The sequence below is a fragment of the Winogradskyella pelagia genome, from assembly GCF_017581965.1.
GTDB lineage: Bacteria > Bacteroidota > Bacteroidia > Flavobacteriales > Flavobacteriaceae > Winogradskyella > Winogradskyella pelagia.
In genome coordinates, this window is record NZ_JAGEVF010000007.1 from 1 (window position 1) to 15,921 (window position 15,921).

Genomic DNA, 15,921 nt, shown 5'->3' on the forward strand with positions numbered 1-15,921 from the left:
ATGTCTATGAACTTTTTTCTTTCCGCTTAACATCCCTTCGGCGTTTTAGCGGGTGCAAATATAAAACCCTTTTTTTATTCCCACAATAAGAATCTATTTATTTTTTTAAAATATTTTCTTAATGTCTAGGGCTCCATTATTCAGTCTTTTCATCTGAACAGGGCGGCAAAGATATTAAGCCTTTTTTATTGGGCAAGTCTTTTTTGAAATAAAATTATTTTTATTTCTTAAGCTTCTAATAATCAGACTTAAAGTATTGGGACTATAGGAAGAAATCCCATACCAATCCAAAGCGTATGGTAAAATCCCTGTAGGGGTTGTTAGGTGCTGAGAAAAAGTCGTAACCTGTGAACGAGGAATTAAAGTGTTCTGCTATTAAAAATATCCTAGTCTGCCGGATTTTTGCGTTTACAAAGAAATCTAACCTAGGAAACCCTCCTAACTCAGTATTATTTTGAGTATAAAACTCGGCTAATAAAGGGTCGTAGCCATTCATATTGTATTTCGTAAAGTAATTAAAAACTACACCTGTTTGGAAAGTCAATGCTTTTTTAAACAACTGGTCCGAAAAATAAAATGTGTTTCTAGTTACAATAGCTGGAACATTTAGAACGTCTTCATCGCTAATAACATTTTGATATAAAACCGTATTGTCTAAACCAAACTTGCCATACCTCAAATCCTTTCGGAATTTAATTCTTAAATATTGTATGGTGTTTTGATATTGCCTTGGTTTAATAATTTTTACACCTTCTTCAATACCCTCCAAATTGAAAAATGTATAATTATCTATATTAGAAATATCGAAATCTATATCAAGATATTTTTCAGATTTGAGACTAAAACTTATTTGTTGCGTATTGACATTATTATAGTCTCCAAAGTTGTACCAGTTATAATTAAGGTAATCACTCTGATATAGCAAGAAATTATAATTTGGCAATCTTGAACTTATACTTAAAGCGCCTTCTAAGTAAATATCTTGATTTAGTTGATAACCTATGTTACCGTAAATATAGTTCCCTCCAAAATCATCTGAAAGATTTAGACCTGCTTTACCCTCAATAATAAATCCACTGAACATTTTCTTATACTGGCCATTTACTGCCAGAACATTAGCTTGAATTCGGTTAGGAATATTTTGATTATTTAATAGCACTACGCTATTGTAGCCATAATTTAAATCTGAATATTCTAATTTAAATTTGAGTTCTCCTATAAGATTATTAAAATAGGACACTCCAACATCTGTTTGAAAATTTTCTAGGGTTGCCCTATCCCTTATTGTATTTGAGAATGCACTCCCGAAAAAGTCTGTTGCAGGTGATGTTTGAACGTATTCAAAGTACATATCTTCAAAAGAGACAGTGTTTAGCAATAACAACTTATTGTTTTGGATAGAATCTTTAGGCTTTGTTATTTCGAAGGTATGGTCTAAATAAAATCTTTTGCCTATTAACACCCCTTCTGCGTCCTCGAAATTAGGGTCAAATACTTCCCTATCTAAAAACTCTTCATTACCAGAGGTGAAATTAATGATGTCTTCATCTCTTATACCTCCATTTTCTTCGTTCAGTATTCTTTGCCATGTCATATGGCCCCGAGCATTGTATCGCTTATTTAGAGATTTATAGTTGGATGTAATTCTTAGGTTATTAGAGCTTGTTAAAGCATGCTGATAGTTTCCAATGGAACGAAGCCCTTTGTGGGCAATTGAAAAATTAAACTGTTTAGACATGTTAATTGTAAAGAAAGCATCTAGTAACTGTCCTTGAGTAAATGCTGTTTTATAGGTTAGTCTTGTCCATGGGGTTGGCACTTCAAAATACTCCATGTCACTACCTTTTTTATAATTAAAATGACGTGCGCTAGCACCAAATAAGGGTAAACTATATTGCTCAGCACTATTAAAAGTTAAGGTATTATATGTCTGACCAATATTTGCAAAAGAAATGAGTCCGAAATTATCTTCTTGTAAATAATTGAACTTATAAAGTTTTTTAAGGGATAACGTTGTGTCAACAAAAGTAGTATCATTTGTTGCCTTCACTATTTTATAAAGATCAATAGTGGCTAAATCGTTTTTATTTACTTTTTTAGATTTATTAGAGGGGTTGTTTTGGTCGTTAATCGCTTGATTTCTTTTTTCAGGATTAATTTGTCCGTTCAATGAACCTACAGTACAAAGTACAATTACAAAAAAACTTGATAGTGTTTTCGTAAATTTCATATTACTTGTGATACTGCTAAAACAATTCATTTAGGTTATAAATATAAAAAAGACCGCCAAGATAGACGGTCTTAATTTAACGCTTTTACAAATTGATTATTCTATAATAATCTTCTTGTTAATGAATCTATCCTCAGAACCTACTTTTAAAAGATACATACCTGGTTGTAAATTACTCACATCTACAGCTAAATTATTTTGTCCATTTAATGGCGAAAATGTAGTATCTAGTATGAAACGTCCATTGATATCATATAAATCAATATCAAGTGTTTGGTTTAATAGTGTTCCTGAAGCCTCAATAAATAGTTGATTATCGGTTGGGTTTGGATAAACACTTATGAGGTTTTCTAAACTGTTATCATCTATGCTCAATGGGTCGCGCTGGATTTCAAAATCTTGGCGGTTAATATTGTAAAAAATATTTGTTGCTGCTTCTACCATTATTCTGCAATTTGTAGCGTCTACATTTGGAATTACAATATCTTGTACTCCATCGTTTGGCGTGTTTGCCAATAAGACTACTGGGAAGGTTAATCCTCCATCAACCGATAAAAGAATATTCACAGAGCTTTCGTTTACTGGAGGGGAAGTGGTTCCAAAATTATTCCAAGCTATGGTCTGGGTAGTCCCTCCTGTATACACAATACCTGAACTTGATTGGGATATTACTCTAAATGGTCCTGCAGTATTAGTAACTGTGACTCTCATTTGGTCAGAGTCAGACTGAGCTCCAGGTACGGCGTTATCTCTCACCGTAAATGTAAAATTCATATTTCGTTCTGCAAGCATTAAAATTTCCCATTCTGTAGAATTATCTACGTTTTGAACATAGTCTTCTAAACGTGGAATATACCTTGTGCTATTTGGACTAGGTGGGAAAGATCTAGTTACAGGACCGGTCGTTGTTGTATTTACTGGGAAATTTATTTCTTGCCCATTGACATCACTTTGTTCCCAACAATAAGTTAATGACCCAGTGCCATCTGCATCGGTGGCACTACCTACAAGTTTATAGGGTGTCAAGGCGGGAATTGTATAGTTTAAGCCAGCATCTGCTACCGGAGCTGAATTGCCAGTCACTTCCTCTACAGGGCAGTTTCCTCCGGCACCAAACTCAATAAAGCCCCACATCTGACCAATACTTAGCTCGTGGAAATAGTCGTCCGCCAAACTTTGGATATTAGCAGAGGCACCACAAATACCAGCATAAGCCATAATGGTTGTGCCTCCTCCTGGCTCTGCAGCAGAATTTGACGTATAAGACCCTGAACAGCTTGCTGCGGTCCATGTATGTCTTGCTGAGAATTGATGCCCCATTTCATGCATAATCACATTTTCATACTGTATACCTTCTGGAGGCGGAAAATTACCAAGACCACCGCTTACTGCACGCGCGTTGTTACCATTTAAGCAAACCACACCTACAGCCGCTAGGCCACTGCCAGATCGGCTTAACATATGCCCTATATCATAAGATTGATTTATATTATTATCAATGGCTGTTTGACTTTGGTTTATTAAAGTACCAATGCTTCCGTCATTTAAAAAAGGACTACTTAAGAAAATAACATTAGTGTTATTTGCCGCAATTTCCATAGTTATACCTAAATCTCTTTCATATGGACCATTGACTCGGGTCATAAAATCATTCATTACCCCTAAGATTCCATTCTTTTTATCTGCATCAGATGACGCATTTAAACCTAACTGTGCAATCCAATAATCAGCGAATTCTTCAGTACATGCCATGGCGAGGGTATATGTTCTTAAAAGACCATCGTCTGCATTTCTTTGTTGGATTGGCATATCACCATTATTGAACATTCCATTTCGATCGAGATTAGACTCATCTACCAAACAGAAATTCCCATCATTATCAACAGGAACGTCTTTTCTTAAATAATGCATGTAATATTTACCATCCTTAGAATAAGCATCTATATATTCTGTACCATTAATGCCATTTAAAAACATGGCATGCAACCCTCTCTGTGAAAAAGAAAACCTGACAGTTTTATAAGGATTTCTAAGAGAACTTCCCTTAAATGATCTCACATTTGGTAACTGCTCCTGTAATTCCGGTGCTAAAACTGAAGCTTCAAATACCTCAAAAGACTCTAAGTCTCCATCCATTGTAGGAAATGATACTATTGCACCATTTTTAATCTGTGATTCTTCGATAGAAGGTATACTTGACAATTCTTCTAGCAAATTTAAATTTGTTAACTCATATAGCGTATATGATGTTGGTATATCCGATTTTGAAAATAACTCAACGTCATTTGGCATTGTAGAAATTTTCACCCAAGAGTTTTGAACCTGCTGACCATAGCATAACGACAAGCTAAGCCCAAGAAAAAGTAGAACTATTCTTTTCATATTACAATTTTATTTTTTTTGTATTGTAGCGAATAAAACATCGCCTGGTAAAGATAACCTTAAATTTATAAACTCATATAATTTTAAGATTTTAGAAATAAAAAAATCGCCATAAAGGCGATTTTTTTATTCTATTTTTTACAGGTAGTCCTGAAAAACTGAGACTATAGTGGTGTATAAACAGAAACACCGTTTTCACCATATCCTTCGCAGAACCAAGAAATAGTAATGATACCAGTACTTAAGTCTATCTCATTAACTCCACCATCTAAAGGTATTACAGCACCCCATGGATCACCTTGATCAGGGTAGATGATTTGTCTACATGCATTCGTGAAATTAACATCGAAACTTGTAGGACCAGTACCATAAGCAGTTACATATGGTCCCTCTGTGTATAAACCTCCTGAGAAATCCTGTACAAAGAAAGTTCCATCACCATTATCTACGATATCCGTAGTGTATGTATATGATGAAAAATCTGGTAAGAAATCATGGAAGCCATAATCGGTAGTTACACTGTATGTACCACCAATGTCTAAAGTAAGATCACAAACTAAAGTTAAACGGTGTGTTGTAACCGTGTTTTCATCCACTCCGATTAATACACTTCTGTCGTTAGAAACGATTTCTATATCTAAAGATACTTCATCATTAGCAGCTACAACAAGTGCAGCGTCTGGCAGAAGGTTTAAAACTATTTCACCTGTATTGGTATCACCTACTATTGTAGTAGAACCCTCAGTATCGGTTACTATAGTACCTGCATCGATACCATCTACACCCACTACCGAGTAAGTTAACGTTAAATCTTCCTTATTAATTGGTGCAGTAAAACTTACCGCAATTGGAACTGACATTAAATCTGAAGTGGCAGACACCGTTGATGTCGCTGAAGGGAACTCCAGCCACCCAAAAGTTGGATCTTCTCCACCTTCAAATGTAGTGTTGTCACAAGCTACCATCATTGCCATAGCCGAGACAAACAAAAAAACTTTTTTCATCTTTTTCATAATTTTTAATTTTTAGTTAAAGAAATTACCGTTTGAGCTTCAGTACCACAACTTGCTCCTCCGACATCCTCTGTAGTTACAAGAGTCAAAAATGTATCGTCTGCTGTATCATATACACCGTTTGTTGCACCAGGACCCATTGGTATAGAGCTTCCACAACCAACACCAGATACACCACCATCCAAAATTCCATTTACCACTGTCTCACCACAAGACAAGGAGAATGAGAAATCCACCGGTGGATTACTAAATCCAAATGTTGGATAAAACTTTACGTTAAATACACGCTCAGTTGAAGCTGCTCCAGGAACCAAGGTTACTACTGTACCGTTACCCATAAAAGGTGCATTACCTGCAGCAGGAACACCACCAGAAATCTGGTTAATTGTGTAATCTCCTACCATGAATGATGCTTCAACAGGACATATTTCTACTATTCTTACATTGAATGGAGCAGCCGCTACCGCGTTACCTAATGCCTCAGGGTCTAAACCTAAAATTAGGTTAACACCATCTGTTGTTAATTCATCATCTATTCCTGTTACTGTAAACGAACCGAAATAAGTATCTGCCGGTATAGTTACGGTTGCAGGTATATCATATTGGCCCGGTGTCGCTGTATTATCTTCTGAGTCAGTTAAAACTTCAATTGCTATCTGTCTATCTTCTGAAGATAATGTACTTACGCTAACCCCTATTTCTAGTTCGCCAGTATCGTTAATCAACACTTCTAAAGTACCACCCGCGCCATCAAAAGCAGCTAAGGTCTGTCCATTTACACCGTCGTAAATCACTGGTTCAAAATCACCACAAGAGTAATTCAGCGCCACCAATACAACAGCTAATATATAATAAATTCTATTTTTCATAATTGTTCTCATTTTTAGTTGTTATACCCAGGGTTTTGAGTGATACCAGGATTAGCATTAACCTCAACCTGTGGAATTGGAAAAGTTAATCTTGGATCGTTAGAAAGCATCTCACAATTTCCACCAGAAGCACAATCTATAGGGTTTCTCAAAATTCCTCCCAAAACGTCTTTGTTACGCTTCAAGTCTAAGTAACGATGACCCTCATAAGCCAATTCTAAACGACGCTCTAATGTAATATCAGTAATAGCCTCATTTACTGTTGAATAGGATGTAGGGGTTACAGTACCACTACCTCTAGCATTTCTCACTGCTCTTACATCATCAGCCGCAAGACCTAGTTGTCCATTTTTAGCTCTTAACTCTGCTCTAATTAAGTACATCTCGCTAACTTTCATTTGCTTAATGTTAGACACAAAAGGAACTGAAGAACCTGGATATTTATTAATTAGATGAATATTATTAGCTGGATCACTAGGACCGCCATTATTAGTACCAAAATTAATATTAACACCTAACCTTACATCATTACTAGCAGCTAAATCGTTGTATAAACTGTTAGAGGCTTCAAAGAAAGGACCAGCACTATTAGTAAAGTACCAGATACCACCAACGGCAGAAGACCTTATTAATCTAAAGATTACTTCTGTGTTATCTGCATCTGCATACATTTGAAGATACTGAATTGGACTAGCCAAAGGGTACTTGTTGATTAATGCTGTTGCCGGAGCAATACCACTAGCGTCACCCGTTAATAAGGCTACTCTAGCTTTTAAACCCATTACGAAATCCTGAGTAACATAAGCGTTGTCAGTAAATGCAGGATCTATTAATTGTTCTGCCAAAGCAATATCGTCAGCTATAAAATCTGACATTTCTTGCACTGTATTCCTTGGAAATACATCAGTAACAACCGGTACGTTTGGACTAATTATTGCACTTAGAGCTGTTGGATTCTCATAGTCCGTTGTGTAATACATATGTAATCGGAAGTGACCTACTGCTCTCAAAGCATATAACTGACCTAAAATATTGTTGTACTCAACAATATCAGAAGGGTCAACTTCCACCAGCGGCGCAGCCTCTATTACCCTGTTTGCCGCGTTAATTAAATCGTAGTAATTGTTCCACATTGCTGTAGTGCTACCACTAGCTGCTTGGAAAACCCAGTTATATAAATTTATTAACTGACCTCCATTATCGAAACCAGGTTTACCATTATCGGCAAATATGGAATTAAACTCGATATCTTCTTCGAACCCAAAGTTCGCATATACACCATTTAAACCTTGCTGTAAATCTGCAAGAGACTCAAAAGTAATTTCTGGTGTAAACTCATCCTCTGGTGTAATATCTATTGCATCATTACATGACGCGAATAAGAAACCTACCAGAAGTAATAGAAATAATTTATTGTTCATTTTCATTGTTAATTTTTTTAGAATGTTAAGTCTACTCCAATAGTAAAGATTTGTGTTGTTGGATAGTCAAAGAAATCAGAGTTTCTAAAACTTGATTCTGGATCCCAACCTCTCCACTTAGACCAAGTAAATAAGTTCTCAGCCTGTAAGAATACTTTAATGTTTTGTATGAAGTTAGAATCTTTCAATGCATCTGCAAAGTTATATCCTAATACAATGTTTCTTAATCTTAAGAAAGACGCATCTTCTAAATATCTATCCGTTAAAAGGTTACGAGTTGACGGTGAACCAGCTCTTGGGATGTCTGTAACATCACCTGGCTGTTGCCATTGTCTTAAGAATGATGTAGACCCATTAGATAACGTAGTTAATGTTGGATCTTCAATAACACCTAAACTTCCGTTATATCTGTAAATATCAGCAACCCAAGAAAACTGTGTATCTAAGGTAAAGCCTTTAAATCCAGCATTGAATCCAAAACCACCTTGGTATGTTGGATAAATAGTTTTATCAGTCCATACTCTGTTATCAACATTATATGTTTCTGTAACGTTTCCGTCGATATCTAAATATAGAGGATTACCATTTGCAGGATTTACACCAGCCCATCTTACAGCGAAGAACTCACCAAGTTGCTTACCAACTCTTAAGCTATTTGTACGACCTCCACCTAAAACTTCATCAATTCCGCCAGGAAGTTCTGTAATCTCATTTACGTTATAAGAACCATTAGCGAAGAAGCTTAAAGTTAGACCATCTGGGTTAGATAATGCCGTCCAATTAAGTGCTACTTCTGCACCTGTATTTGTTAACTGCCCTTGATTAGCAAAAATTGTATTTACACCATTCAAAGCAGATACTGGCTGAGACTGAAATAAATCATCCGTTACTTTCTCGTAAACATCAAAGCTACCAGTTAACTTATTATTAAATAAACCAAAATCTAAACCGATATTCGTTTGTGTAATTGTTTCCCATTTAAGGTCTTTGTTCCCAATTTGAGTAGCAAATAAACCTACAGTATTATTGTACCCAGCACCTTGTCCGTAAAGGTCAAAAGTTGCATCATCAGATCCGTAGAAACCACCACTAATACGATCGTTACCAGTAACACCGTAAGATGCTCTTAATTTTAAGTTACTAAACACACTGTTGTCCATCCAGGATTCATTGGTAATATTCCAAGAACCAGATACAGACCAGAATGTACCCCAACGATTAGACTCAGAGAATCTTGATGAGGCATCACGTCTTACAGAACCTTGGAAATTAAATCTGTCATCATAAGTATATCTCAAAACACCGAAGTAAGAGAAAATACCTACAGTAATTTCATTTAGTGAAATACCTGGTATATAAGGAAACTCAGTACCATCTGTAGCAGCTAAGCCATCACCATCTAAATCTTCGAATGTTGTTGCTGGAATAAAACCAGTTCCAAATTCAAAAACCTTTGGGTTAAGACCTACTTGCGTAAAGCCAGATGTGTTTAAATATGCTTTGTTATATTCCATGAATGCTGAGAAATCAACATTATGTTTTTCACCAAATACATTGTTATAATTTAAACCAACTAGATTGTTAAATCTTGCATCTCTTGAATAATTTTCAGCATTGGTCCCTTGGAACTCTGCATCTCCAGCAGCAGCAGCTGTCTGTCCGTAAACACTTGTTGGGTCTTCTATAAATTGACCTCTTTGATACGTGTAATCCAAACCAAAACGGATAGAAGCCGTAACGTTTTTCATAAACTCATAATCTGCGAATACAGAACCGATGAATTTAATTTCTTCTGTTCTATTAGTGTTTAACACTGTATTATTAAGTGCAGTAAAAGGTGTATTATCAAAATCATCAAGACCAGAACCTACCGTATTAAGTGTTCCATCAGGATTAAACTGAGAGAAATAAGGTAAGGCTACATAAGGAACAAGGAATGGATTTGACAAGTTACCAGTACCCTCATTTTGGATAAAGTTGTTTGTACTAAAGTTCAAACTCAAGGTTGTACCATAATTAAACTTACCATTTGAACTTTTACCATTCAAATTTTGACGCAAGTTAAATCTTTGGATATCACTACGAAGAGTTACACCTTTTTGCTCAAAGTATCCAAGCGATGTAAATGAAGACATCAACTCAGAACCAGAAGATAAACTTAAGTTATGACTAATTGTTTCACCAGGTCTGAAGAATACGTCTTCCCAATCTGTATTGGCCTGTCTCGCAATAGCATTAATCTGAGCATCTGAAAGCCCACTACCAAGAGCACCATTATTAATGGTTCTGTTGTAACGTAACTTCTGAGGTGAATTCATCACGTCGAAGTTTTTGTCTGGTAAAACAGAATAACCAAACTGGCCTCTGTAGTTAATTTGTAAATTTTCACTGAAAGTACCCTTCTTGGTAGTGATGATAATAGCACCGTTTGCACCACGATTACCATACAGTGCAGAAGCAGAAGCATCTTTTAATACGGTAATGTTCGCAATGTCATTGTTGTTCAAACTACGGAAGTTATCTTCATCTACTGGTACACCATCGATAACGAATAACGGCTCGATGTTACCATTAATAGAACCAATACCACGAAGTAAGATTACACTATTAGCACCTGGCTGTCCAGAACCAGTACCAATGTTAAGACCTGGCACTTGCCCTTGCAGTGATGCTGCAATGGATGCATTAGGTCTAGATTCTACAGCTTCAGCAGATACCGTAGAAACAGCAGAGGTAGTTGTTGCTCTTGTTTCTCGGGTATACCCTGTAACAACAACTTCTTCTAAGGTGTTATCAGCTTCTAACGCAACATCATATTTGTTGGCAGCGCCGATTGTAATGTTTGTCGATTTTAAACCGACGTAGGAAATCACCAAAACGTCTCCCACATTAACATTGATAGAATAATTACCATCAAAATCTGTTTGAGTACCTCTTGACGTACCCTTTACAATTACGTTAGCTCCTGGCAATGGTAAACCATCCGATGCTATAGTAACTGTTCCTGTGACCGATTTCTCTTGTGCAAAAGAAAATTGCATCACAAACGCCATAAAAAGCGTCAATAACCATGTTAACTTTAATTTCATAAAACAATTATTTGAGTTAGTCTAGTTGCAAACATCTTAATTTAATATTAAATAAACAAGTGTTTTTGCCAAAAATATGTTAACGATTTTGCGATATAAGCAAGAGTTTCGGCACGTGGTTATCCCTTTAAAATCCGCTAACTCATTTAATAGATGTAATATCCTTTAAAAGGTTGCGTCAGAAAACATAAATTTGTAAAAAAAAGTTACCTCTGAAATTACAACTTAAATATTCAGACCTAGAATTTGAATGCGGTACCGACGAAGCAGGGCGTGGCTGCCTTGCTGGACCAGTAACAGCAGCTGCAGTTATATTACCAGAGGACTTTACTAATATAGACCTAAACGATTCAAAAAAACTTAACCAAAAAACAAGACTTAAATTGAAGTCAATTGTAGAGACTACTTCTATATGTTATAGCGTTACTCATGTTTTTGAGGATGAGATAGACTCCCTAAATATTTTAAATGCTTCCATCGAAGCCATGCAACGTTCCATTCTAAAACTTGATCCAGCACCGAATTTTATAAGTGTCGATGGAAATAGATTTAAACCGCTAAATGCAATTCCTTATCAAACTATAGTAAAAGGCGATGGAAGATATCTAAATATTGCCGCAGCCTCTATTTTAGCAAAAACGTATCGCGATATATATATGGAGACCATCCACAAGGAGTACCCAATGTATAATTGGAGAAAAAATAAAGGATATCCAACAAAAGAGCATCGTGCTGCCATTAAAAAATATGGCCCTTCTAAATATCACAGAAAATCCTTTAGATTACTGCCCGAACAATATAAACTGGATTTATAATTTTTAATTTTATGACGATTATACTATATATATGAAGCACATTGGTTTTGGCATACTTGTTTTTTCTTTATTTTTTTCTTGCCAACAGAATAAAGATTCCTCTATAACTCCACTACAACTAATTCCTAAAAACTCTGAGGTTTTATTTAAAATAAAAGCATTCAACGATTTTGAAAGCCAGATGGATTCTCAAAATATTATTTACAGTTTATATGCAATGCATTTTGATTTAACATTTGAGTTTGCTGAAAAAATGAATCCGGAAAGCACGGCGTACCTTTCTCTATCACAAAACGAAGCGGGCTTGCCTTATTATACGCTAGTCTCTGAAAGGTCCAACTATGAAAAACCGCTGGATTCTGCATCCTTTTCAAATTTAAAAAAGAACGAAAATTCAAAAATAGATAGTCTTCAACTTAATTTATCCACGCATTATTTCATTGCGGTTGGAGACTACATCATAGCTTCAAACCTTAAAGAATCGATAAACTCCCCTCAAGTATATAATGAATCAAATAATAAGGCGTTCTCCATACTTGAAACTGCATCAGATGACGTTATTACCTCCCTCGTTTTTAAAAATGAGAAAAGCCCTATTTCTAAATTATTATTAAATTCTTGGGGCTATAATACCTCTAATTCGACAACATTAGATTTAAAACTAACAAACGACACTTATAGATATAACGGTATACTAACTTATAACGATAGTATTAACTCACCGGTAGAATGTTTTAAAAACACTAAACCTCAGGAAATAAATACTATCAATATTATCCCTAAAGACATAAACAAAGTCATTAGCCTTGCATTTGACGACTATAAAATTTTTGAAGGTAACAGGATAAAATTAATTAAGGCTGATAGCATCGTGCAGAAAAATTCTTTTTTAAACTACACGAATGAAATAACCAAAGCAGATAATTATTTGGTGATGCACAGCCTCGATCCAGATATTATTTTAGAATCCTTGGAGAACGCAACTTTACAAGAAGAGTTTAGAGGCATTGATATATTTACTACAGGGGAGGATGCCGAATTATTAAACAGCCAATTTTTACCTTTTTTTAAGTCGAGTGAATTCGGTTTTGTAGCTATTATTAAAAATTATGTTGTTTGGGCTGCTACTTTAGAGGAGATAAAAACCTTTTTATCCTCTGCCTTAAACAATAATACACTCAATAATCTTGAAGCTTTTAAAAATGTTAGTTCTGATCTCAGTGATGAAGCTTCACTTTTTATTTTTGAGAATTCCAAAAGTTTATCTTCCCGTTTTAATTTAGATATGAAGGGTTACGATGCAAATGTAGTTCAATTGATAAACGAGACTGATTTTGCCCATATTAATGGGATGATTCAGAAATTTAAGAAACGCCCTAGGACATCAGAGATTATTGAGAGTTTTACAACACCACTAAAGCACCCATTGATAAGTCCTCCTCAAGTTGTAAAAAATCATATTACTAAGGGCCACGACATCATAGTGCAAGATGCTAAAAATCAATTGAGCCTTATTTCTGGCTCAGGAAAAGTGCTATGGACAAAAACATTAAATGATAAAATCCTGGGAACAGTTGAGCAGATTGACATGTATAAGAATGGTAGGCTGCAATTAGCCTTTGCAACACCAAATAAATTGTATGTGTTAGACAGAAATGGTAAAGATGTTAGTCCCTTCCCTCTTAACTTCAAGGATAAAATTACACAACCGTTATCTGTTTTTGATTATGATAAAAACCGAAATTATCGCATAGTTGTAACACAAGGCGAAAATTTGTTGATGTACAATGCCAAAGGTCAATTAGTAAAAGGCTTTAAGTATAATTTAAAGAAAGGGACTATAACTTCTCAACCTAAACATTTTAGAGTTGCTTCCAAGGATTATATTGCATTTAAGACGGAAAAGAATTTAGTTATTTTAAACAGACGAGGACAAACAAGAATTAAGGTCAATGAAACCTTTCCGTTTTCTGATAACGAACTTTTCTTGTACCAAAATAAGTTTACATCATCCACAAAACTTGGTGAATTAATTCAAATAGACACTAAAGGTAAACTCTCCAAAAAAGCTTTAAATCTTCCAGAAGATCATTCGGTAAGCACTACAAGTAAAACGCTAGTCTCTTTAACGGAGAACATTTTAAATATAAAATCAAGGCGAGTTAATCTAGACTATGGTAATTACACACCTCCGAGGATTTTTTACCTTAATGATAAGATTTATATTACTGTTACGGACTTAGAAGCTAAAAAGGTATATCTCTTTGACAGCCAAGCCAAACCAATACCTAACTTCCCTGTTTATGGTACTTCTGCTGCCGTTTTAGAAAATATAGATGGCGATTCGGCTTTAGAGTTAGTTACCCAAGATGGCATAGACCAAGTTTTAGTATACGAGGTGCATTAATTGAAGCTTTATAAGGTGTTAATTTTTATTTTAAGTAAGAAACCTTATCTTTAATAGGTTAACAATGAGAATTTTAAATCATATTTAACGGGTACACAATTTACCATCATTAAAGTAACTCGTGTTTTAACTACCATTGCAGCGCATTAAACAAGTTAGCGAATAATTTAAAACACCCTAATAATAACCAAATCTCAAAGTCCCTAAATCTAGGAGCGTCAATTAACATTGGCGCTCTTTTTTTGCATGACTAATTTGGGAAAATTAACAGTTATCGTATGCTACAATTCGGTGAATTCTATAAATTTGAAATAAAAAGCAAGAACAATGAAAAATTTTATTTCCTCATGCCTGTTCATCCTTATTTTCGCAGTAACCCAAGGACAGGCAAAGTATCAAGAGGGTTACTACATTACTAACAATAATGAACGCGTAACATGCCTTATTGAAGATGCTAACTGGAGCAAGAACCCTTACACATTTAAATTTAAAAAGTCTGAAAAAGAGGCCGTTTCACAATTAGGAATTAGCGATGTTATAGAATTTGGTATCCTTAACAAAACCAAATTTGTTAGACGAATAGTGAATCTAGAAATTTCAAGTAACAACTTAAACAAATTAAGTCGATCTAAAACTCTAGAACGCTCCGAAAAAGAGGTCTTTTTAAAGGTACTCATTGAAGGTGAGGCTAGCCTTTATGAATATTCTGCTACTGATGTAAAAAACTTTTTTTACCAAGAGAAAGAAGGCCTAATTCAACTATTAGAATACAAGCGTTATATTGAAAACTCTGAGGTAAAATTCAATGAAAACTATAAAAATCAGTTATTTTCGACCTTTACATGTGAGGATATAACCTTAAAAGCTGTAAGAAAGGTTGATTACGAAGCTAGAAACCTATCTCGTTTTTTTGAAACCTATAATACCTGCAAATCCTCAGAAACCACATCGTATTTTAAACGCCAACAAGAGCAACTATTAATAGGGATTCAACCCTCACTTGGTAGTGCTTCACTCAATTTAAATTTTGCGGCAGACGAGAGCGCACCATTGAGAAATCGCCTTGATGCAGAATTTGATAATGAAATACAATTTAGGTTTGGTGTAGAATTTGAATATTTATTTTCATTTCAAAAACAAAAATGGTCAATCTTTCTTGCCCCTTTATTTCAGCGATATACCTCAAGTACACAAGCACTTGATACAGATAATAGTACACTTATAAATGTTGAAGCTGATTATACTTCATTTGAAATTGCAAGCGGAATCCGACACTATATGTTTTTAAGTGATACATCGAGTCTATTTTTAGAAGGTGGTGTTACTTTTGATTTCCCTATATCTAGAAGTAACATCAAATTTGACACCAGAAATGAAGACCTTCTTTTAGATCCCAACGCCAACTTTTTATTCGGGTTGGGATATAGGTATAACAAAAAGTATAGTATTCTTTTAAGATACCAGCTCAATCGTGATATCTTAAAGAATTCAGAAGCCTATGAGGCTAAATTTAGTAGTATTTCCGTATTGTTTACTTACTATTTTAAGCTAAATATTGCCAACTCTAATCGTTAAGTTTCGTTCTGTTTTTTCCTTTCGGATAAGCATAATTAAGACTTGGCAATTTGATTATTACCATAAAAAAAGAACAAAAACCGTAGAATGCTTTATTGGTATTTCACGGTTTTATTTTAT

At 35.0% G+C, this 15,921-nt stretch carries 9 protein-coding genes; 3 read left to right on the top strand and 6 right to left on the bottom strand.

Annotated elements, in window-relative coordinates; genetic code table 11:
* Window positions 1-262: 262 nt before the first annotated feature.
* The 6 genes from J4050_RS09545 to J4050_RS09570 form a co-directional block, all read right to left on the bottom strand.
* The gene (locus J4050_RS09545; RefSeq protein WP_208154359.1) at window positions 263-2,230 is read right to left on the bottom strand and encodes a putative porin; all 1,968 of its coding nucleotides are present in this window, start codon (window positions 2,228-2,230) and stop codon (window positions 263-265) included.
* 96 nt (window positions 2,231-2,326) lie between these two features.
* The gene (locus J4050_RS09550) at window positions 2,327-4,612 is read right to left on the bottom strand and encodes a zinc-dependent metalloprotease (protein ID WP_208154360.1); all 2,286 of its coding nucleotides are present in this window, start codon (window positions 4,610-4,612) and stop codon (window positions 2,327-2,329) included.
* 164 nt (window positions 4,613-4,776) lie between these two features.
* The gene (locus J4050_RS09555; protein WP_208154361.1) at window positions 4,777-5,616 is read right to left on the bottom strand and encodes a hypothetical protein; all 840 of its coding nucleotides are present in this window, start codon (window positions 5,614-5,616) and stop codon (window positions 4,777-4,779) included.
* Between the two features lie 14 nt (window positions 5,617-5,630).
* The gene (locus J4050_RS09560; protein WP_208154362.1) at window positions 5,631-6,494 is read right to left on the bottom strand and encodes a hypothetical protein; all 864 of its coding nucleotides are present in this window, start codon (window positions 6,492-6,494) and stop codon (window positions 5,631-5,633) included.
* A 14-nt stretch (window positions 6,495-6,508) separates the two neighbouring features.
* On the bottom strand, window positions 6,509-7,915 hold the full coding sequence (locus J4050_RS09565) for a RagB/SusD family nutrient uptake outer membrane protein (protein ID WP_208154363.1): 1,407 nt from the start codon (window positions 7,913-7,915) through the stop codon (window positions 6,509-6,511).
* A gap of 17 nt (window positions 7,916-7,932) precedes the next feature.
* Window positions 7,933-11,004 carry a SusC/RagA family TonB-linked outer membrane protein gene (locus tag J4050_RS09570; RefSeq protein ID WP_208154364.1) on the bottom strand — a complete coding sequence of 1,024 codons (3,072 nt, stop codon included), beginning with the start codon at window positions 11,002-11,004 and terminating at the stop codon, window positions 7,933-7,935.
* Window positions 11,005-11,216: 212 nt separating this feature from the next.
* Here J4050_RS09570 and rnhB point away from each other — a divergent pair, with 212 nt between their 5' ends.
* From rnhB to J4050_RS09585, 3 genes are all read left to right on the top strand, one after another.
* The gene (gene rnhB / locus J4050_RS09575; protein ID WP_208154509.1) at window positions 11,217-11,819 is read left to right on the top strand and encodes a ribonuclease HII; all 603 of its coding nucleotides are present in this window, start codon (window positions 11,217-11,219) and stop codon (window positions 11,817-11,819) included.
* Between the two features lie 31 nt (window positions 11,820-11,850).
* Entirely contained in the window at window positions 11,851-14,226 is a 2,376-nt protein-coding gene (locus J4050_RS09580) for a hypothetical protein (protein WP_208154365.1), read from the top strand.
* A 327-nt stretch (window positions 14,227-14,553) separates the two neighbouring features.
* Window positions 14,554-15,801, top strand: coding sequence for a hypothetical protein (locus J4050_RS09585; protein WP_208154366.1), 1,248 nt, complete (start codon window positions 14,554-14,556; stop codon window positions 15,799-15,801).
* The last annotated feature ends 120 nt before the right edge of the window (window positions 15,802-15,921 follow it).

Coding starts and splice junctions, on each gene's coding strand:
- J4050_RS09550 (WP_208154360.1), bottom strand. CDS start 4,612: ATGAAAAGAATAGTTCTACTTTTTCTTGGGCTTAGCTTGTCGTTATGC.
- J4050_RS09570 (WP_208154364.1), bottom strand. CDS start 11,004: ATGAAATTAAAGTTAACATGGTTATTGACGCTTTTTATGGCGTTTGTG.
- J4050_RS09560 (WP_208154362.1), bottom strand. CDS start 6,494: ATGAAAAATAGAATTTATTATATATTAGCTGTTGTATTGGTGGCGCTG.
- J4050_RS09555 (WP_208154361.1), bottom strand. CDS start 5,616: ATGAAAAAAGTTTTTTTGTTTGTCTCGGCTATGGCAATGATGGTAGCT.
- J4050_RS09580 (WP_208154365.1), top strand. CDS start 11,851: ATGAAGCACATTGGTTTTGGCATACTTGTTTTTTCTTTATTTTTTTCT.
- J4050_RS09545 (WP_208154359.1), bottom strand. CDS start 2,230: ATGAAATTTACGAAAACACTATCAAGTTTTTTTGTAATTGTACTTTGT.
- J4050_RS09585 (WP_208154366.1), top strand. CDS start 14,554: ATGAAAAATTTTATTTCCTCATGCCTGTTCATCCTTATTTTCGCAGTA.
- J4050_RS09565 (WP_208154363.1), bottom strand. CDS start 7,915: ATGAACAATAAATTATTTCTATTACTTCTGGTAGGTTTCTTATTCGCG.